General features: G+C 66.4%; 16 protein-coding genes. 7 read left to right on the forward strand and 9 right to left on the reverse strand.

Annotation, left to right across the window (positions count from 1 at the left end; translation table 11 throughout):
* The first annotated feature begins 181 nt into the window (after positions 1-181).
* The 4 genes from dksA (at position 182) to PQB87_RS17225 (ending at position 3,272) form a co-directional block, all read left to right on the forward strand.
* Positions 182-598, forward strand: coding sequence for an RNA polymerase-binding protein DksA (gene dksA, locus PQB87_RS17210; protein ID WP_006477498.1), 417 nt, complete (start codon positions 182-184; stop codon positions 596-598).
* Between the two features lie 242 nt (positions 599-840).
* Positions 841-1,377, forward strand: a complete 537-nt coding sequence (hslV, locus tag PQB87_RS17215) for an ATP-dependent protease subunit HslV (protein ID WP_021156275.1) — start codon at positions 841-843, stop codon at positions 1,375-1,377.
* A gap of 10 nt (positions 1,378-1,387) precedes the next feature.
* The gene (gene hslU / locus PQB87_RS17220) at positions 1,388-2,731 is read left to right on the forward strand and encodes an ATP-dependent protease ATPase subunit HslU (RefSeq protein ID WP_042972634.1); all 1,344 of its coding nucleotides are present in this window, start codon (positions 1,388-1,390) and stop codon (positions 2,729-2,731) included.
* Between the two features lie 178 nt (positions 2,732-2,909).
* Complete coding sequence (locus PQB87_RS17225; protein WP_502291547.1) at positions 2,910-3,272, forward strand: hypothetical protein; 363 nt, start codon at positions 2,910-2,912, stop codon at positions 3,270-3,272.
* Between the two features lie 22 nt (positions 3,273-3,294).
* On the opposite strand, the gene PQB87_RS17230 is transcribed toward PQB87_RS17225, so the two are convergent.
* The 3 genes from PQB87_RS17230 to PQB87_RS17240 form a co-directional block, all read right to left on the reverse strand.
* The gene (locus PQB87_RS17230; protein WP_021156278.1) at positions 3,295-3,837 is read right to left on the reverse strand and encodes a response regulator transcription factor; all 543 of its coding nucleotides are present in this window, start codon (positions 3,835-3,837) and stop codon (positions 3,295-3,297) included.
* A gap of 13 nt (positions 3,838-3,850) precedes the next feature.
* Positions 3,851-5,269, reverse strand: coding sequence for an ATP-binding protein (locus PQB87_RS17235; protein WP_059586853.1), 1,419 nt, complete (start codon positions 5,267-5,269; stop codon positions 3,851-3,853).
* Between the two features lie 92 nt (positions 5,270-5,361).
* Positions 5,362-5,586, reverse strand: coding sequence for a cysteine-rich CWC family protein (locus tag PQB87_RS17240; protein ID WP_059688332.1), 225 nt, complete (start codon positions 5,584-5,586; stop codon positions 5,362-5,364).
* Between the two features lie 306 nt (positions 5,587-5,892).
* Between PQB87_RS17240 and argB the strand changes: the two genes are divergently transcribed.
* The 3 genes from argB to slmA are packed head-to-tail and all read left to right on the forward strand — an operon-like array spanning position 5,893 to position 8,212.
* On the forward strand, positions 5,893-6,792 hold the full coding sequence (gene argB / locus PQB87_RS17245; RefSeq protein ID WP_006490510.1) for an acetylglutamate kinase: 900 nt from the start codon (positions 5,893-5,895) through the stop codon (positions 6,790-6,792).
* Positions 6,789-7,580, forward strand: coding sequence for a pyrimidine 5'-nucleotidase (locus PQB87_RS17250; RefSeq protein WP_175831700.1), 792 nt, complete (start codon positions 6,789-6,791; stop codon positions 7,578-7,580). The genes argB and PQB87_RS17250 overlap by 4 nt, the downstream gene beginning before the upstream one ends.
* On the forward strand, positions 7,547-8,212 hold the full coding sequence (gene slmA, locus PQB87_RS17255) for a nucleoid occlusion factor SlmA (protein ID WP_059688334.1): 666 nt from the start codon (positions 7,547-7,549) through the stop codon (positions 8,210-8,212). The genes PQB87_RS17250 and slmA overlap by 34 nt, the downstream gene beginning before the upstream one ends.
* Positions 8,213-8,466: 254 nt before the next feature.
* Here slmA and PQB87_RS17260 read toward each other — a convergent pair whose 3' ends face one another.
* The 6 genes from PQB87_RS17260 to PQB87_RS17285 form a co-directional block, all read right to left on the reverse strand.
* On the reverse strand, positions 8,467-9,357 hold the full coding sequence (locus PQB87_RS17260; protein WP_489242415.1) for a hypothetical protein: 891 nt from the start codon (positions 9,355-9,357) through the stop codon (positions 8,467-8,469).
* 55 nt (positions 9,358-9,412) lie between these two features.
* Entirely contained in the window at positions 9,413-10,882 is a 1,470-nt protein-coding gene (locus PQB87_RS17265) for a TolC family protein (RefSeq protein WP_228395616.1), read from the reverse strand.
* Position 10,883: 1 nt separating this feature from the next.
* Positions 10,884-12,131 (reverse strand): HlyD family type I secretion periplasmic adaptor subunit, encoded by a 1,248-nt coding sequence (locus tag PQB87_RS17270; RefSeq protein ID WP_489242416.1) that lies wholly within the window; start codon positions 12,129-12,131, stop codon positions 10,884-10,886.
* On the reverse strand, positions 12,128-14,437 hold the full coding sequence (locus tag PQB87_RS17275; protein ID WP_489242417.1) for a type I secretion system permease/ATPase: 2,310 nt from the start codon (positions 14,435-14,437) through the stop codon (positions 12,128-12,130). The genes PQB87_RS17270 and PQB87_RS17275 overlap by 4 nt, the downstream gene beginning before the upstream one ends.
* 459 nt (positions 14,438-14,896) lie before the next feature.
* Positions 14,897-17,710 (reverse strand): Ig-like domain-containing protein, encoded by a 2,814-nt coding sequence (locus PQB87_RS17280; RefSeq protein WP_489242418.1) that lies wholly within the window; start codon positions 17,708-17,710, stop codon positions 14,897-14,899.
* A gap of 154 nt (positions 17,711-17,864) precedes the next feature.
* A complete protein-coding gene (locus tag PQB87_RS17285) occupies positions 17,865-18,587 on the reverse strand; it encodes an OmpA family protein (protein ID WP_111942219.1) in 723 nt (240 codons plus the stop codon).
* Between the last annotated feature and the right edge of the window lie 58 nt (positions 18,588-18,645).

Here is an 18,645-nt window from a genome sequence, read left to right on the forward strand (position 1 = left end):
AGCACACCGGTTCGCAGCGCGCGCAACTCCGCGCCAGGCCTATCCTGGTATTTGAGAACCGGTTTTCCAGAGGCTTTCGGCCCCGCGGCGGCAAATCGCAAATGATTGCAAGCGCGGTTGCGGGTAATCCCAAAGTGCAGGCAATATCTCTCGATTTGCCGCACATTGAAGAAGCAAGCAGATGACGAAGAAACTCTTGACCGAAGCCGAAATCCTGAAGATGAGCGACAAGGATTACATGAATGAGGATCAGCTCGCCTTCTTCAAAAATCGGCTCGAACAGTTGCAGGCGGACATCCTCAAGAATGCAGGCCAGACGACCGAGAACCTGCGCGAGACGGTGATCGTCCCCGATCCCGCCGATCGCGCGACGATCGAGGAAGAGCACGCGCTCGAGCTGCGCACGCGCGATCGCGAACGCAAGCTCCTCAAGAAGGTTCAGCAGTCGCTCGCCCGCATCGATTCCGGCGATTACGGCTGGTGCGAGGAAACCGGCGAGCCGATCGGCATTCCGCGGCTGCTCGCCCGTCCGACCGCCACGCTGTCGCTCGAGGCGCAGGAGCGCCGCGAGTTGCGCCAGAAGCTGTTCGGCGACTGATCGAGCGGCGTTCCGCTCAAACACGCTGCTTCCCGAAAGCGCGCGGCCTGCCGCGCGCTTTTTGTTTTTCCGGCACCGGCTCGCGGTTGGCCGGTTTTCCGATTTGCCGCCCGCCTCTTGATATCCCCGCGCCCGCCCTAAAATGAAACGGACGCGCGCCGGGCCGCTTCCCGGCGCACTGCGAGTTACGCGGCGGCGCCTCGCGCCGCCCGACTCTTCCCCGTTTTTCTCAAGGAACGCAGATGGAGCAATTTCACGGCACGACCATCGTTTCGGTCCGGCGCGGCGACAAGGTCGCGCTCGGCGGCGACGGCCAGGTAACCCTCGGCAACATCGTCATGAAGGGTGGCGCGCGGAAAGTGCGGCGGATCTACAACAACCAGGTGCTGGTCGGATTCGCGGGCGGCACCGCCGATGCGTTCTCGCTGCTCGACCGCTTCGAGGCGAAGCTCGAGAAGCACCAGGGCAACCTGACCCGCGCGGCCGTCGAGCTCGCGAAGGACTGGCGCACCGACCGGATGCTGCGCCGCCTCGAGGCGATGCTGATCACGGCCGATGCCACCACCACGCTCGTGATCACCGGCAACGGCGACGTGCTCGACCCCGAGGAAGGCATCTGCGCGATCGGTTCGGGCGGTGCATATGCGCAGGCCGCGGCCCGCGCGCTCGCGGAGAACACCGAGCTGTCGCCGCGCGAGATCGTCGAGAAGTCGCTGAAGATTGCCGGCGACATGTGCATCTACACGAACCACAACCGCATCATCGAAACGATCGAGTAAGGACCGCACCATGAGCACCATGACCCCTGCCGAGATCGTCTCGGAACTCGACAAGCACATCATCGGCCAGGCCAAGGCGAAGAAGGCCGTCGCGGTCGCGCTGCGCAACCGCTGGCGCCGTCAGCAGGTCGCCGACCCGCTGCGCCAGGAAATCACGCCGAAGAACATCCTGATGATCGGGCCGACGGGCGTCGGCAAGACCGAAATCGCACGCCGCCTCGCGAAGCTCGCCGACGCGCCGTTCATCAAGATCGAAGCGACCAAGTTCACCGAGGTCGGCTACGTCGGCCGCGACGTCGACAGCATCGTGCGCGACCTGATCGAGATCTCGGTCAAACAGACGCGCGAATCCGAGATGCGCAAGGTGCGCAGCAAGGCCACCGACCAGGCGGAAGACCGCATCCTCGACATCCTGCTGCCGCAGCCGCGCGCAGTGGGCTTCGGCGGCAATGCCGACCACGCGAACGACGACAACAACGCGACGCGACAGACCTTCCGCAAGCGCCTGCGCGAAGGCCAGCTCGACGACAAGGAAGTCGAACTCGACCTCGAGCAGCCGTCGGCCGGCATGGACATCATGGCGCCGCCGGGGATGGAAGAGATGACCGAGCAGATCCGCTCGATGTTCTCGAACCTCGGCAGCGGCAAGAAGCAGCGTCGCAAGGTGAAGATCAAGGAAGCGCTGAAGCTGCTCACCGACGAGGAAGCGGCGAAGATGCTGAACGACGAGGAAGTGAAGACGAAGGCCGTGCAGAACGTCGAGCAGAACGGCATCGTGTTCCTCGACGAGATCGACAAGATCACGTCGCGCAACAACGAAGGCAGCGGCGGCGAAGTGTCGCGCCAGGGCGTGCAGCGCGACCTGCTGCCGCTCGTCGAAGGCACGACGGTCAACACGAAGTACGGGATGGTGAAGACCGATCACATCCTGTTCATCGCGAGCGGCGCGTTCCACCTCGCGAAACCGAGCGACCTGATTCCCGAACTGCAGGGCCGTTTCCCGATCCGCGTCGAGCTCGACTCGCTGTCGGTGAACGATTTCGAGGCGATCCTCGTCGCCACCGACGCCAGCCTCGTCAAGCAGTACCAGGCGCTGCTCGCGACCGAAGACGTGCAGCTCGAATTCGCCGACGACGGCATCCGCCGTCTCGCGGAGATCGCGTATGCGGTCAACGAGAAGACCGAGAACATCGGTGCGCGCCGGCTGTACACGGTGATCGAGAAACTGCTCGAGGAAGTGTCGTTCTCGGCCGGCAACCATGCCGGCGAGCGCGTGACGATCGACGCGAAGTATGTCGACCGTGCGCTCGGCGAAGTCTCGCAGGACGAAGACCTGTCGCGCTACGTGCTGTAACACGCGCGGCGTCCGACGAAAAACGGGCGGCCCCTTGCGGGGTCGCCCGTTTTTTCATGGTCAGGCGATGCGGCGCCCGTGCCTGCCCCTGGAATGCGGCTGATGGCAAGCACGCTGGTGCGTCCCTATAATCTGGACTCCTCCGGCCAAGTACCGACGCATTCGTCACCGCCTTCGAATGACCATCTACCCTTCCGTCGCCGGCCGAATCGTGCCGGCCTTGCTCGCGCTCACGCGCGCCGACATCCTGTCGCTCATGCGCCGGATCAGGCGGGATTCGCTGCGGCGCTACAACGTCGCGTTTGTACTCGCGTGGCTGGGCACGCTGGCGGGTATCGCGCTCGCCAGCGTGGCGATCAGCCTCGGCATCCAGTCCGTCGCGCGTGGCGTATCGGCAACGCCGTGGCCGCTGGCCAACGCCATCGTCGTCGGCGGATGCGCGCCGCTGCTCGCCAACGTCTTCTACTCGGCGCTGCTCACGCTCCTGCTGAAACGCGAGATCGTCGCCAGCCTGCCGCGCACCCCGGGCTCGCCCGGCTGACGCGCCGGGCGCCAGTGCCCGCTTACTGCCGCACCGGCTTCTTCGCGAGCTTGCGCTGCAGCGTGCGGCGGTGCATGTTCAGCGCGCGCGCCGTCGCCGAGATGTTGTTGTTGTTCTCGGCCAGCACGCGCTGGATGTGCTCCCACTCGAGCCGGTCGACCGACAGCACGACCGGATTCTCGAGCGCCTCGTCGGCCTGCACTTCGGTTGCGTTGGTCTGCAGTGCGGCCAGGATCGACTCGACGTTCGCGGGTTTCGCGAGATAGTTGTCGGCGCCTTCCTTCACCGCCTGCACGGCGGTCGCGATGCTCGCGTAGCCGGTCAGCACCAGGATCCGCGCATCGGGCTGCAGGTCGCACAGCGGCGCGATCAGGCTCAGGCCCGAATCCTCGCCGAGATGCAGGTCGACGGTGATGAACTGGAACTTGCCGCCCGCGGCGAGCCGCAGCGCCGCCTCCTTGTCGTGCGCCTGCTGGACCGCGTAACCGCGGCGCTCGAGGCCGCGCGCGAGCGTGCCCGCGAACACCTCGTTGTCGTCGATCACCAGGAAATTGTTCTCGCTCATGTGGTTTCTCCGTCTACGTGTTGGTTGAGGCGGCCGGCGCTGCGACGCGCACCGCCGGCAGGCGCAGCACGGCCCGCGTGCCGCGCGCGGCGGATGTGCCGGCCGCGCGGCTGTCCGGCGTGCCGGTTGTCCGTTCGGACGCGCGCTGGCCCGCACGCTGTCCCGAGCCGGCCGCGGCGTGACCATTCGCCGCCCCGCCGGCCCGCCCGTTGCCGCCCGCCGCACGCGGCACGACATCGGACAGTTCGATCTCGCCGCCGAGCCGCGCGGCCGCGCTGAACGCGAGATACAGGCCGACCCCGTGCCCGCCCTGCGTGCTGTCGACCGGCATCGCGCCGAGCGACTCGCGCAGCGCGGCCGGAATGCCGGGCCCGTCGTCGCACACCTCGAATTCGATCTCGTCGGCCGTGCCGGCGTGCGCGACCTTCGCGGCCAGCGTCACGCGCTGCGGGCTCGCGCGCGCGGCGTTGTCGAGCAGGATCGTCAGGATCTGGCCGGCCGCGACCGTGTCGTCGAGCGCGACGCCCGCCGGGCGCGCACCGAGCAGTTCGAACTGCACGTGCGGATGCCGCAGGCGCCAGTGCTCGACGAACGTGTCGAGCCAGTCGTCCACCGGCTGGCGGCTTGCGGGTGCGCTCGCGCGGCTGCGCAGGCGCGCGAGCGCCGACGTGCAGAGCGTCATCTGCTCCTCGAGCACCTTCAGGTCGGCTTCGTAGCGGGCCAGCCCCGGATCGGCGCGCGCCGCGTCGCGCAGTTCCTCGGCAAGCATCGCGATCGTCGACAGCGGCGTACCCATCTCGTGCGCGACGGTGGCGGCCTGCACGCCGAGCGCGACCGCCCGCTCGTCGCGCAGCAGGTGCGCCTGCGCTTCGCCGAGCGCCGCGTCGCGCTGGCGCAGCGCGTTCGACATGCGCGCGACGAACCACGCAATCAGCCCGACGCTGACCATAAAGTTCGCCCACATCCCGGTACGGTAGTAGTCGAACAGGTTGGCCGGATTATCCATGTTGAGCGGCACCGAGTCGAAGCCGAGCGCCGCGTAGCACGCGACCGCGAACGCCGCGAGCCAGATCATCAGGTGCCACGGCAGCACGGCCGCCGCGATCGCGAGCGAAGGCAGGTACAGCGACACGAACGGGTTGGTCGTGCCGCCCGACAGGAACAGCAGCGCGGACAGCGCGCCGAGGTCGACCCACAGCTGGCCGAGCAGCTCGAAATTGGTCTCGGGCCGCGCGCGCAGCACGCGCACCCAGGTCAGCGCGTTGAAAACGATTTCGAGCGCGATGACCATCAGCATCGCCGGCAACGGCAGATGCACGCCGAAATAGGTCTGCACGACGCCGATCGTCACGAGCTGGCCGATGATCGCGAGATTGCGGAGCCAGAACAGGTGACTGAGGTTGACGCGCCCGGTGGTGGTGATTCGTTGCATCCGGGCAGTTTACCCGTTTAGCGGGCAGCGCCTCTAGCGGGGCCGGATCGGAACCTGGTGAACGGGATGCGCCGCGTGCACGGCCGGTGCCGTCAGCCGGCCGCACCGGCCATCCGCTGCGCGATCTCGTCGGCCAGGCATTCGGGGCACAGGCAGCGCGCGCCGGTTGCCGGCGGCGTACCGCCGGGCAAGACCGGCATCGACGCGCACCAGCATTCGAACGGCTGCGAGCGGGCGCCGCAGTCGAAGCTGCGCCCGCAGTGCGGGCAGCGCGCGCGGCGCGGGGCGGAACGGGCGTCGGCGGCGGGATCGGTCATGGCGGAAACGCGGAAGCGGGCGTGAAACCGCCCTACGCGACAAGCATAGCGCGGCGAACGGATTTTGCACGCCGGCCATCCGGCCGATGACCGTCGTAAACGCTCGCGAGCCACCTCGGCGCCGCTACCTGCGCACCGCCGCCCGAATGGCCGCCCGCATCGCGCCGCGCCATAGCCGGCGGGCCGCCGCGCGCGGTACCCGAGCCGCGCCGCGCGTGTTCCGGCCCGTCCAAAAACCCGATGCTGCGCTGCGCCACTCCTGTACAATTCGCCGTGTTTCAACCGTTCCCAGCCAGAGCCGCCGCCATGTCCGAGCCCATCGACCTCTCGCAGATCGCCCCCACGCTGAAAGCAGAAATCCTCGCCGAGGCGCTGCCGTATATCCGCCGTTACCACGGGAAAACCGTGGTCATCAAATACGGCGGCAACGCGATGACGGAAGAGCGGCTCAAGCAAGGCTTCGCGCGCGACGTGATCCTGCTGAAACTGGTCGGCATCAACCCGGTGATCGTCCACGGCGGCGGTCCGCAGATCGATCACGCGCTGAAGAAGATCGGCAAGGCCGGCACCTTCATCCAGGGCATGCGCGTCACCGACGAAGAGACGATGGAAGTCGTCGAATGGGTGCTGGGCGGCGAAGTGCAGCAGGACATCGTGATGCTGATCAACCACTTCGGCGGCCACGCGGTGGGCCTGACGGGCAAGGACGGCGGCCTGATCCACGCACGCAAGCTGCTGATGCCGGATCGCGACAACCCGGGCCAGTACATCGACATCGGCCAGGTCGGCGAAGTCGAGGCAATCAACCCGGCGGTCGTGAAGGCGCTGCAGGACGACGCGTTCATCCCGGTGATCTCGCCGATCGGCTTCGGCGAGGACGGCCTCTCGTACAACATCAATGCCGACCTCGTCGCGGGCAAGCTCGCGACGGTGCTGAACGCCGAGAAGCTGCTGATGATGACCAACATCCCGGGCGTGATGGACAAGGACGGCAACCTGCTGACCGACCTGTCGGCGCGCGAGATCGACGCGCTGTTCGAGGACGGCACGATCTCGGGCGGCATGCTGCCGAAGATCTCGTCGGCGCTCGACGCGGCAAAGAGCGGCGTGAAGTCGGTGCACATCGTCGACGGCCGGATCGAACATTCGGTGCTGCTGGAAATCCTGACCGAGCAGCCGTTCGGCACGATGATCCGCTCGCATTGAGCGCGCGCCGCAAACCATCCAGCCCCGACCTGCCGGCGTCGCTGCGACGCCGGCGCATCTCCCGCAGCCGGCCGCACGCCGGCTCGCCCGTCTGGCTGTTCGATCTCGACAACACGCTGCACCACGCATCGCACGCGATCTTTCCGGAGATCAACCGCGCGATGACGCAGTACATCATCGACGCGCTGCAGGTCGAGCGCGCCGAAGCCGACCGCCTGCGCACCGGCTACACGCAGCGCTACGGCGCCGCGCTCCTCGGCCTCGCGCGCCATCACCCGATCGATCCGCACGACTTCCTGCGCGTGGTCCACACGTTCGCCGATCTTCCCGCGATGGTGCGCGCCGAGCGCGGCCTCGCGCACATCATCGCCGCGCTGCCGGGCCGCAAGTTCGTGCTGACCAATGCGCCCGAGAACTATGCGCGCGCGGTGCTGCGCGAATTGCGCATCGAGCGGCTGTTCGAACGCGTGATCGCGATCGAGCACATGCGCGACCGCCGCACGTGGCGCGCGAAGCCCGATCACACGATGCTGCGCCGTACGCTGCGCGCCGTGCATGCCCGTGCGTCCGACGCGATCCTCGTCGAGGATACGCTCGGCCACCTGAAGCGCTACAAGCGCCTCGGCATCGGCACGGTGTGGATCACCGGCCACCTGCCCGGCCACCTGCCAGGCACCGGACGCCCACTTTATGTCGACCAGCGCATTCGTTCGCTAAAATCGCTCCGACTGGGCACACGATCGGGGCGACAAAAATGCAGCCGACTTACCCGCAGGACCAAGCCGTAACCGAAGGCCAGACCACACCTGCTCGCCCGCGCCCGAAGCCGGGCGAGCGCCGCGTGATGATCCTGCAGACCCTCGCGGCGATGCTCGAGGCGCCGAAACCCGAAAAAATCACGACCGCCTCGCTCGCGGCCCGGCTCGACGTGTCGGAAGCCGCGCTGTACCGGCATTTCCCCAGCAAGGCGAAGATGTACGAAGGGCTGATCGAGTTCATCGAGCAGGCGCTGTTCGGGCTCGTCAACCAGATCGTCGCGAAGGAGCCGAACGGCGTGCAACAGGCGCGCACGATCGCGCTGACGATGCTCAATTTCGCCGCGAAGAACCCGGGCATGACCCGCGTGCTGACCGGCGAGGCGCTGGTCGGCGAGGACGAGCGTCTGACCGAGCGCGTGAACCAGCTGCTCGACCGGATCGAGGCGACCGTCAAGCAATGCCTGCGGGTCGCGCGCACTGAGGCGAATGCGCCGCAGGAAGGCTCGACGCCGTTCGTACTGCCGGCCGACTACGATCCCGCCGCGCGCGCGAGCCTGCTCGTCAGCTATGTGATCGGCCGGTGGCACCGCTTCGCGAAGGGCGGGTTCCAGAAGCCGCCCGGCGAGCAGGCCGATGCGCATCTGCGGCTGATCCTGCAATGACATGACGCCGCCGCGGCCGTTCGCCCGGCGCCCGGTTTCCGCGAAACGGCTGATGCTCCCGTGCGATCGGCCAGCACGTGCTGCCCGATCGCACGTACTCGCCACCGGAACGGGCCGATCGCGAAATCGTCCGGGTGTCATCCGGCTCCCGCGTCGAAACGAAACCCCGGGCCGCCGCGCCCCGGCGGACCTGTTTGCGGCGAGGTCGCCAGCAAAGTTTCAGTCCGCGCGGCCAACGACCGGCGCCACGCGGCTCATCGGTCACTGAGCCGCGTGTGTTCGCTCATCCAGCCTGACGCGGCCGGCTGCACGTCAGGCGGATCTGCCTGCTCGCGCTGCGCCAATTCGGCTTCCCAGTTCGCCAGTTCGATCCGCATCGACCGCAGCGTCTCGCCGCAAGGCCAATCGTCGCCGCATGCCTCATGCCGCGAGGGCGCCGGCGGAGGAAGAGCGGGCTGCGGATCGCGCGTTGCGCGCACCACTGGCGGGGCGTGCTTGATCCGCACCGTTCCCGTTCGCCGAGTGCCGCGCTCGGCAACCTGCACGTCCGATATACGTGAACGCTCGATCGATACGCCCGGAGGCGCTCCGTCGTCAGGCGTGCTCCGCGTCACTACGGCGGGACGCTCGTTCAAATCGTGCGGCCCGATCAGCTCGTCCGGTTCGAGCGGAGCAGTCGCGACACTCAACTCGCGCATTGGCGGCGCGTCGCCACGATCTCCAGACCCTGCAACGGACGCTCGCTCCGGCGCATGCGCTGTCGCCAGTACCTGCGTATCGACCGGACCACCCGAAAACGTACCGGAGCCGACCGGCATTGCACCGAGCCACAGCGCCAGCGTCGCGCCGGATAGCGCGCCGCCCACCGCGGCCCACGCGGCCCGGCCCCGGCCGCGGCGCACGTACGGACGGCTCCATGCCAGATTGTCGTGGCCGAAATCGGCCGCGCGCATCGCCCGCTGCTTCGCGCTGCCCGGCTCGACCACGCGCCACGCGACAGGCCGCTCGATCGGGTACGCGGCGCGCCCCGGCGACCGTGCAAACGCGTCGACTGCGCCGCGCCGGGAACCGTACGGCGGCGGCAGATAGGACGCCGGCAAGCACTGCACCTGCCCGAACCGGCTTACGATTGATTCGGCTTTCATAGCTTTCTCCGTTGCGCACACGCCGCGCGACAGTCTGCCGACAAGCGACGGCGCCTCACCCCTCGCGCAACCAGCGAACGAGCATTCCCGCCGACGCGTAGCCGCGCAGCGTCGCTGCGTATCCGTCGAAGCGATACGCGACTTCGTTGACGCGATTGTTGTAGTCGTCGCTCTCCGCGATCAGCACATCGAGCAACGAGCGTCGCCCGAGGTGATACCACTGATCGAAGAACGCGCTGCGCACGCGATCCGACTCCACCGTCAGATCGCGGTACTGGTCGGCGCGCGCGCCGAACTCCCGAGCGTCCTGGTCGGCGCTGCGCACCTGGTATTCGAGATCGAGACGCGATTGCTCGACCTGATGCCAGCCGGCCTGCGCCCGGTACGCGGCAGCGCCGCTCGCCGCCGTCGCGGCGCCGCCCGTGAACGCATTCCAGCTCAGCGTGAGCATCGTCTGCCACGGCGTCCTGCGGCCAAGCGCATCGCGGCCGGTACTCGTGCTGACGACCCAATCGACGCGCGGTTTTGACGACGCCCGCACGGCGTCCCGGTTGAGGTCGGCCGCATTCGCTTCCGCACGCGCCTGCTGGAGACGCGGATTCTCGTCGAGCGCCGACATCAGGCGCTCGAGGTTGCCCGGCCGCAGCGGCCAGCTCGACATCACTGGAACGCGCACCGGCCGCTCGCCCGCCAGCTTGCGCAGATTCAGCTCCGCGTCGCGGCACTTCGCGAGCGCGGCGTCGCGGCCGGCCTGAGCCTGCAACAGGCGTGCCTTCGCCTGCGTCAGTTCGCTTCCGCGCCCGCGGTCGACCGCGACGATCTCGTCGAGCATGCTCACGAGCCGAGCCATCCGGTCGACGAATTGCTGGCTCAGCGCCGCGATATTGCGTTGCTTGGCCAGCTCAACGAGCGTGGTCGACATCTGATAGGCCGAATCCTCCATTTGCGCGACGTAACGCTCCTGGTTCGCGCTCGCCAGCGCGCGGCGGCTCCCGATCAGCTTCTCGTTGCGCCCCCAGTCGAACAGCGTCGTCGTGAGATCCGCGCTGACCGAATTGCCGGGATCGTAGCCGATGCCGGCATTCGCGCCGAACTGCGCCGAGCGCGTCCGGCCACTCAGTTGCAGTTGCGGCCAGCGCGCGCCCTTCGCCTGATCGACGTCCGATTGAGCGGCCTGATATTCGGCGTACAGCCGTTGCACTTGCGGGCTGATGTCGACGGCCGCCTCCGCCGCCGCGTACAGAAAGCGCCGCACGTCGGCCTCGGTCGCGAGCGTCGGTGCGACCGGATCGACGTCCGCACCCTGACGTGCCTCCCGAGCCTGCCGCCCGGCGAAATCGATTTGCGCCGGCGCGCGAGCCGGTGCGGCATGCACGCCTTCCGACATGCCGTCGGCCCCGGGGCCGCTTTCATTCGCTTGCCCCGCGAACGCGGCGATCGGCATCGTGACGGCGATCGCCGCTGCCAGCATCGCATGCAGATACCCGCGCCCGGCGTCGCGCGCGGAATGTCGACGACGGCCCATGTCAGCGCTCCCTGAAAGCCTCGCGGGCCTTGAAGATCGGTTTCAGAAGATAGTCGAGCACCGTCTTTTCGCCCGTGCGGACGTCGACCGTCGCCTGCATGCCCGGAAGAATCGGCAGCCGCCGCCCCGCGACCTCCAGCGCATTCGCATCGGTCTCGACCATCAGCCGGTAATACGTCGCGTCGGGCCGCCCCGACGCCGCGCGCTGCTCGTCCTTCACCGTGTCGGGGCCGACGCTGACGACGCGCCCGTGCAGGCCGCCGTATATCGCGTAGTCGTATGCGCTCACCTTAACGAGCGCCGGCAGCCCGGGGCGCAGGAATGCGACGTCCGATGGCTTGATGCGCGCCTCGACCAGCAGCGTGTCGTCGACAGGCGCAATTTCCATGATGTGCTCGCCCGGCTGCACGACCGCACCGGACGTGTGGACCCGAACGTTCTTCACGACACCGCGCATCGGCGCAACGACTTCGGTGCGCGCAAGCACGTCGGCGCGACCGACCAGCGACTCGTCCGTCTGCGCCAGCTCCGGCTCGAGCCGTGTGAGTTCCGCGCCTGCTTCGGCGCGGTAGCGATTCCGGCGCTCGACGATCTGCGCGTCGAGATCGGCCGCTTGTCGCCGCATGCGCAGGATCTCGACCTCGGAAATCAGCCCCTTCGCCGCGAGCGGCTCCGACATCGCAATCTCGCGCAACACCAGCGCCCGGCTGCGCGACAGCGCGGCGACGCCTTCCTCCATCACGCGCCGGCGGGCCTCGTAGGCCGCCGTCTCCTGCCTGACGAGTGCGGGCTCGCGCTTCACGTCGTCCGGAAACGCCAGCGCCACGCCGTACGCTTCCGCACGCAAGCGTGCGATCGTCGCCTTCAGGCCGAGCGCCTTCGATCGCAATTCGCGATAACTCGACTCCGCGCGAGTCGGATCGATCCTGGCCAGCAGTTGCGCCTTCTCGACCAGTTCGCCCTCGCGCACCGCGATCTGCCGCACGATTCCACCCTCGAGACTCTGGATCGACTGCTCGCGGCTCTGCGACACGACGGTGGCCTCACCGCGCGTGACCTCTTCGACGCGCGCGAAATGCGCCCACACGAGCCCCGCGACCAGCACGGCGACCACCACGTACAGCACGGCTTGCGCGCCGGCCGACGAGCGCACCAGCAGCGCTTCGCGCACGTCGTCCATGAACGCCGCGTCTTGCGCGGACAACCGCGGCACGCGCCGGCGCTGCCGGAATATCGATCGATCGCTCATCGCGCAGCCTCCCCGATCTGCGCGTCGGCAGCGGCCTCGGCGCGTTCCGTGACTCGGACGGAACGCATCGCCGCGCGCGGCGAATCGTGCGCGGCCGCACCCGCGCCCGGCACGGATTGCCCCGACAGCGCCGCGAGCACGCGCGCCTTCGGGCCATCCATCACGACCTTGCCCTGATCGACGATCACGATCCGATCGACGAGCGACAGCAGCGAGGTTCGATGCGTGACGACGACGAGCGTCTGGCCGGCCGTCGCTTGTCGCAGATGCTCGATGAACACCGCTTCCGTCTGTGTATCCATCGCGCTCGTCGGTTCGTCCAGCAACAATGCGCGCGGCTGTGCGATCAGGCTGCGCGCAAGCGCGACGAGTTGCCGCTGGCCGCCCGACAGCTCGCTGCCGTTCTCGCCGACCGGCAGGCCGACGCCCAGCGGGTGGCGCGCGACAAGCTCGTCGAGTCCGGTCAGCTTCAGCACCTTCAGCAGTTCGTCCGTCGTCGCATGAGGGCGGCCGAGCGTCACGTTGTCGCGAAGCGATCCGTAGAACAGGCGACTGTCCTGACCGACGTAACCGAAGGTCTTGCGCCAGTCCGCCGGCGCGATCTGCTCGGCGTCGAGCCCGTCGGCCAGCACCTTGCCGCCGGTCGGCCGGTAGAGACGCGCGATCAGACGCAGCAACGTCGACTTCCCGCTGCCGACCCGGCCCAATATCGCGACCCGCTCGCCGTGAGCAATCTCGATCGAGACAGCCTGCAGAACCGGCACCCCCTGTTGCATCGGCGCAGACGGATAGGAAAACGAAACGTCGTCGAGCTTCACGTGACCGGTCAGCGGCGGGCGAGCGAGATATTCCCGTTCGGTATCGTGATCGACCGGCATGACCATCAGCTCGTTGAGCGAACGTAGCGCGGCCTTCGCCTGCTGGAAACGCAATGCGAGCCCCATGACCTGGCCGAGCGGCGCGGTCACGCGGCCGGCGAGCATCACGGCACCGATCAGTGCGCCTTGCGTGAGCGAGCCCGCGCCGATCAGATAGACGCCAGCCACCACGATCACGACGGTCTGCATCTGCTGCAGCCACGTCACCATGCACGTCGCGACGCTCGACCATTGACGCGATTTCATCGACGACGCGGCGGCCTTCGCACTGAACGTGTCCCACCGATGCCGCATCGCGCCCTCCGCGCCGACCGCCTTCAACGTCTCGAGCCCTTCCACCGACTCGATCAGCACGCCCTGCTTCAGCGACGCCTCGCGCAGGTTCTCCCGCATCGCCCGCGCGAGCGGCCACTGAACGATCACGCCGATGCCGACGAGCAGCGGAATCATCAGCAACGGAACCCAGCCGAGCGGGCCGGCGACCGCGAAAATCACCGCGACGAACAGCAGGACGAACGGCAGATCCGATACCGCGGACAGCGTCGCCGACGTCGCGAAATCGCGTACCGACTCGAATTCGCGCAGCCGGTGCGCGAACGAACCGGATGACGCCGGACGACGCTCCATCCGGATCGACAGCGCCTGGCGGAACAGCAAGCTGCCGAGCACGAGATCGGCCTTCTTGCCGGCCGTGTCGAGCACGTGCGCGCGCACATGCCGCGAAATCGCTTCCATCGACATCGCGAGCGCGACTCCGATCGCGAGCGACCAGAGCGTCACATACGCCTGATTCGGTACGACACGGTCGTACACGTTCATCGTGAAGAACACGCTGGCCAGACCGAGCACGTTGATCAGGAACGCGCCGAGCGCGGCGCTCGCGTAATAACCTCGGTAGTGCCACAGCGTTCGCAGCAGCCAGTGCCCGGCCGGCTCGGGCGGCGGTTCGCCGTCGCGGGTATCGGCTTTCGCGCGTGGCTTGACGAGAATCGCATGGCCCGAGTACGTGTCGTTGATCTCGGCTTCGCTGCATTCGACGGGATCGCGGCCCATTTCGGGCATCACGACCCGGTAAGCGATGCTCGCCCCTTCCGCACCGTCTCGCTCGACGCCCTCCCCGAGCAGTACGCATGCGCCGCCGTCGCGACGCAGCAGCAGCACGGGCATCAGATGGCCCGGTAGTTGCGGCAGCTTCCGCTCGACCAGCCTCGCCGACAACCCGGCTTGCACAAGCAATTCGAGCGCGAGCGAGGGCGTCAACGACGCGGACATCGCGAGCCCGGCCGTCAATGCTTCACGCGTGCGGCCGCGACCGTAGTAGTCGCAGATCCACAGCGCGGCGTCCATCAGGCTGTCGCGCTCGAGCATTTCGGGCAGAACGGCTTTGCTGCCCGGTGGGCTCTCGCTATTGAAGGTTTGGGTATCCATGTGACCAGGTCGTCAGAGGGGGCTCGATGGCTTCCGGGTCGATGCCGAGAGCGTTTTGGAAGGGCATGCGGAAAGCGCGCGTGGGGCTTGCTCGCCCATTGCCGCTTGCATCGCCTTTCCGCGTCACCAGGGATGAATCGCAGACCCGGGACGATCCGTTGCTCCGCTCGACCGCACAACGCTCCCGATCGATCTGCATTGCTGCGTCGGTTGCGTCATCGAAAGATAACGACTGTACGGAATACGTACGCGACGCAACATATGAAAAGTCCTAAACCAAAATAGAAACCATTAGGACAAGAACGAATCAGTGAAACCGGTGCCCGGAAAACAAACGCTTCGCCCATTGAGTGGGCCGTGAGAGATCGGGCCTGACGCAAGCCGGAAACAAGCGCGCCGCCACGAAAAGGTGGCGGCGCGATGGCCCGGCGATGCGGGACTTGCCGACTCGGCGGATGATCAGACGAGTTGCGTCGACACTGCAGATTGCACCAGCAATTCGACGTTCAACGTCGTATTTTCATAGACGACGTAGGCCATGCCGTCGACGGCCACCATCCCCTGATTCGCCCAGTGTCCGTCATCGAGACCGCTCATGCCCAACAGTTCGACACGGTCGCCCGCATTGCCTTTCACCATCATCTGCGTGTGGCCGTCGGTGCGGAACAGGTTTTCGTGACCCAATTCCAGCACGTCGCGCATCGACAGCTTCAGCACGTTGTCGCCGGTACCCGTGATGTCGATGATCTCGATCGACGAAAGCTTGCTCGATCCGCCGACGTGAATCAGCTTCGACAGGTCCAGCAGTTCGTTCGCACCGGTCAGTTTCAGCGTATCGATGCCGGCGCCGCCGTGGATGCCTGTATAAGCGCCGGAGAAATACGACACGTGGTCGAGCTGAAACTCGGTACCGTGCGACGATCCGTAATAAGCCGCATCGGACGTGTCGATGACGTGCTGGATATCGGCCGGTGGCACGACTTCCACGATCTTCTCCCAGTCCGATTTGGCAAAACTGCCGCCAGAAAAGCCGATATTGTCGACCCAGATCGCATCGACACCCGTCAATGCCCCATTGCTCGCCCAATACCCGATGCCGAAAGACGAGAACAGCAAGTCGTCCGGCAGGACGACCTGATGTGTGTGAATCTCGCCACTCACCGCTTTCCCATTGACCAAGAGGTCTTGCCGATGAATCAACTTTCCGGCATCGTCATAGAAATAGGCCGTCATGCGCTCGTAGCTCGATGCGACACTTGCCCCGAGATCAACCGTCAATGCATGCGCATGCGCCCCGTTGTTGAGGTGGAACTTTGGCATGCTGGTGAGGTTGATCAGCAACCCCGTCTCCCCGGTTTCCGGCACGATCGGTTTTGTACCCAGGCCGAAACCGCCACCGCCGCCAGTACGAATGCCTTGTTCGACGACGCGGCCGTTGACTGACACGGGCTTGGCGAGCTCCGCCGTAAAAATGCCAAAGTTGATCGGCGCGCTGCCGTTGAAATCCCGAACTTTTTGATCGTTGAAATCGAGCATTACCGCGGGAGAAATAGTCGAAAAATCGCCACCGGCGAAGCCGATATTGTCGACCCAGATCGCATCGACGCCCGACAATGCTCCATTGCTCGCCCAATACCCGATGCCGAAAGACGAGAACAGCAAGTCGTCCGGCAGGACGACCTGATATGTGTGAATCTCGCCATTCGCCGTTTTCCCATTGGTCAAGAGGTCTTGCCGATGAACCAACTTTCCGGCATCGTCATAGAAATAGGCCGTCATGCGCTCGTAGGTCGCTCCGACGCTTGCCCCGAGATCAACCGTCAATGCATGCGCGCGCGCCCCGTTGTTGAGGTGGAACTTCGGCATGCCCGTGAGGTTGATCAGCAACCCCGTCGCCCCGGTTTCCGGCACGATCTGTTTTGTACCCAGGCCGAAACCGCCACCGCTGCCAGTACGAATGCCCTGTTCAACGACGCGGCCGTTGACTGACATGGGCTTGGCGAACTCCGCCGTAAAAATGCCAAAGTTGATCGGCGCGCTTCCGTTGAAATCCCGAACTTTTTGATCGTTGAAATCGACGACCTTGTAATCGATGCCGGCACTCGATCCGCCCCCCGAACCGGCGACCTCGACGTATCGAGTCACCAGATAATCAGAAACATTCCCACTGATGTCGACCAGTGCCACACCATAGCTCGCATGCTCGTCCATCGTCGCGGAGATTCCTGCCGGGATCGTGACTTTCACGCGTCCCGCTGCAACGTCCGCCGCCGTGAGCGTATAGGCAATCCGGTGGTCTCCGATCATCACGTTCACCGCGTCGCCCGCCACGATACCCGTGCCGGACAGCGACACGTCGATCACGTTGCCCGACCGTACGGCCGAGCCCGGAGTGCCCGGCGCCGCCACATCCAGCGTGACGTCATAGGCCTTCTGCGGCCCCGTCGCGCCATCGTCGTTCGCTACACGCGTCTTCACTGTCCAGCTACCTGTGTGTGCGTTCGAATCGACGGCCACCCACTTGCCGTCCGATTTCATCACCGCGTCCACCCACGTCTTCCCGTCGTCCGTCGACACCTGCACCTTTTCGCCCGACGCCAAGGCTGCCGTCACGTGGCCGCTCAGCAAGCGCCCCGCCGTTCCATTGTTCGTCAACCGGTCGAAATCGAAGCTCCCGCTGTCGCGCCCCATCTCGTCCAGGATCGCCTGCGTGGTCGGCGTCGGCGGCGCCACCGGCCCGATCGTCACGTCGAAGCCCGCCGATCCGACGCTCGTGTTGCCCGCCGGATCCATCGCCGTCACCGTCAGCGAGTGTGTCCCGTTCGACAACCCGGACGGCAGCTTGAACGTCCACGCACCATCGATGCCCGTCGTCGCCGTCCCCAGCACCTTCGTGCCGTCGTACACCGTGACCGTCGAATACGCTTCCGCACGCCCCGACAGCGTCGGCTGCGTCCCTTCCGTCGCCGCTTCGATCGTCGGACGCGACGGCGGCGTCACGTCCACCACGATCCCGTACGACGTCGACGGCACGCTCCACCCCGCGTCGTTGCTCGCGCGAGCCGTCAGCCGATATTCGCCGTCGCTCAGCGACTGCGGCAACGCGAAGCTCCACGTGCCGTTCGCCTTCACCACCGCCGTGCCGACTTCACGGCCGTCCACCAGCACGTGAATGATCGATCCGGCATCGCCACGCCCGCTTACCGTCGGACGCGGATCGTTCGTCAGACCGCCTTTCTCGATGACGCCGGTGTACGGCGGCATGTTGTCCATTACCGTATCGATCGTCGGACGCGACGGTCGCGTCGCTGCCTTTACCGTTGCCATAACTTCTGCCTCAAAAAAATTTAGTTTTCCTGTATGAAATCGCCTTGCGGCCAGTGCGCCGCTCACCGCACGGCTGCAAGACGAAGAAGACCGCCCCCGGTTACTGCGGCACGACCTGGATCTCTACGCGCCGGTTCTGCGCGCGTCCGTCGGCCGTCGCATTCGATGCCACCGGATCGGCCGGCCCCTTGCCCTCCGACACGAATTGCCCGACCTGCAAGCCGCTGGTGCGCAGATACGTCGTGACTGCTCGCGCGCGCGCTTCCGACAGGCGCCCGTTATGCGAAAGCGAGCCTGTCGAATCCGTATAACCGGTGATCGTCACGCGACGAAACCCCACTCCTCTGTTCGCGTCGACGAACCGGTCGAGCTGGCGGCGCGCCTCCGGTGTCAGCGTGGCGCGATCGACCTCGAAATTGGCATTGCCTTGCAGCAGCACCTGACGTTGCGCGACAGGCTCGGGACGAGGTTCGGGTGCGGGCGCCGGGCGCGGCGCAACGGGCTGCTCGACTCTCCGCGGCACCGGCTTGCCGCACATGAAGGTGAGTTCGCGCTGATCCTGCAGCGCGGCGTTTCCGCGCATGCGGTCGACGGCCTCCAACACCGTCACGCCGTTGCCGGCACACTGCCTTTCGGCCGCCGCACGGCAGGCTTTGCCGCTCGACAACAAGCCGTCGCAAGTCACGCGAAACAGGGGCTGCGACTGATTCGGCACGTTGACTGCGCGCATGCTGTAGGTCGGTCCGGATTGTGTCGCGCACGCGCTCAGCAATGCGACGAGCGCGCCGGCCAAGCCGGCGCGGAAGAAATGAAGTTTTTGCATGATGCTGCTCCCCGCTTTCAGCGGAAAATTGAGAAGGTGGGATGAACGAGCCTCGATC

Source organism: Burkholderia sp. KL41 (genome assembly GCF_057005415.2).

What these genes read in the sequence shown, in the direction of transcription:
- dksA (WP_006477498.1), top strand. Translation starts at nt 182, where the DNA reads ATGACGAAGAAACTCTTGACCGAAGCCGAAATCCTGAAGATGAGCGAC.
- hslV (WP_021156275.1), top strand. Translation starts at nt 841, where the DNA reads ATGGAGCAATTTCACGGCACGACCATCGTTTCGGTCCGGCGCGGCGAC.
- hslU (WP_042972634.1), top strand. Translation starts at nt 1,388, where the DNA reads ATGAGCACCATGACCCCTGCCGAGATCGTCTCGGAACTCGACAAGCAC.
- PQB87_RS17225 (WP_502291547.1), top strand. Translation starts at nt 2,910, where the DNA reads ATGACCATCTACCCTTCCGTCGCCGGCCGAATCGTGCCGGCCTTGCTC.
- PQB87_RS17230 (WP_021156278.1), bottom strand. Translation starts at nt 3,837, where the DNA reads ATGAGCGAGAACAATTTCCTGGTGATCGACGACAACGAGGTGTTCGCG.
- PQB87_RS17235 (WP_059586853.1), bottom strand. Translation starts at nt 5,269, where the DNA reads ATGCAACGAATCACCACCACCGGGCGCGTCAACCTCAGTCACCTGTTC.
- PQB87_RS17240 (WP_059688332.1), bottom strand. Translation starts at nt 5,586, where the DNA reads ATGACCGATCCCGCCGCCGACGCCCGTTCCGCCCCGCGCCGCGCGCGC.
- argB (WP_006490510.1), top strand. Translation starts at nt 5,893, where the DNA reads ATGTCCGAGCCCATCGACCTCTCGCAGATCGCCCCCACGCTGAAAGCA.
- slmA (WP_059688334.1), top strand. Translation starts at nt 7,547, where the DNA reads ATGCAGCCGACTTACCCGCAGGACCAAGCCGTAACCGAAGGCCAGACC.
- PQB87_RS17260 (WP_489242415.1), bottom strand. Translation starts at nt 9,357, where the DNA reads ATGAAAGCCGAATCAATCGTAAGCCGGTTCGGGCAGGTGCAGTGCTTG.
- PQB87_RS17265 (WP_228395616.1), bottom strand. Translation starts at nt 10,882, where the DNA reads ATGGGCCGTCGTCGACATTCCGCGCGCGACGCCGGGCGCGGGTATCTG.
- PQB87_RS17270 (WP_489242416.1), bottom strand. Translation starts at nt 12,131, where the DNA reads ATGAGCGATCGATCGATATTCCGGCAGCGCCGGCGCGTGCCGCGGTTG.
- PQB87_RS17275 (WP_489242417.1), bottom strand. Translation starts at nt 14,437, where the DNA reads ATGGATACCCAAACCTTCAATAGCGAGAGCCCACCGGGCAGCAAAGCC.
- PQB87_RS17280 (WP_489242418.1), bottom strand. Translation starts at nt 17,710, where the DNA reads ATGGACAACATGCCGCCGTACACCGGCGTCATCGAGAAAGGCGGTCTG.
- PQB87_RS17285 (WP_111942219.1), bottom strand. Translation starts at nt 18,587, where the DNA reads ATGCAAAAACTTCATTTCTTCCGCGCCGGCTTGGCCGGCGCGCTCGTC.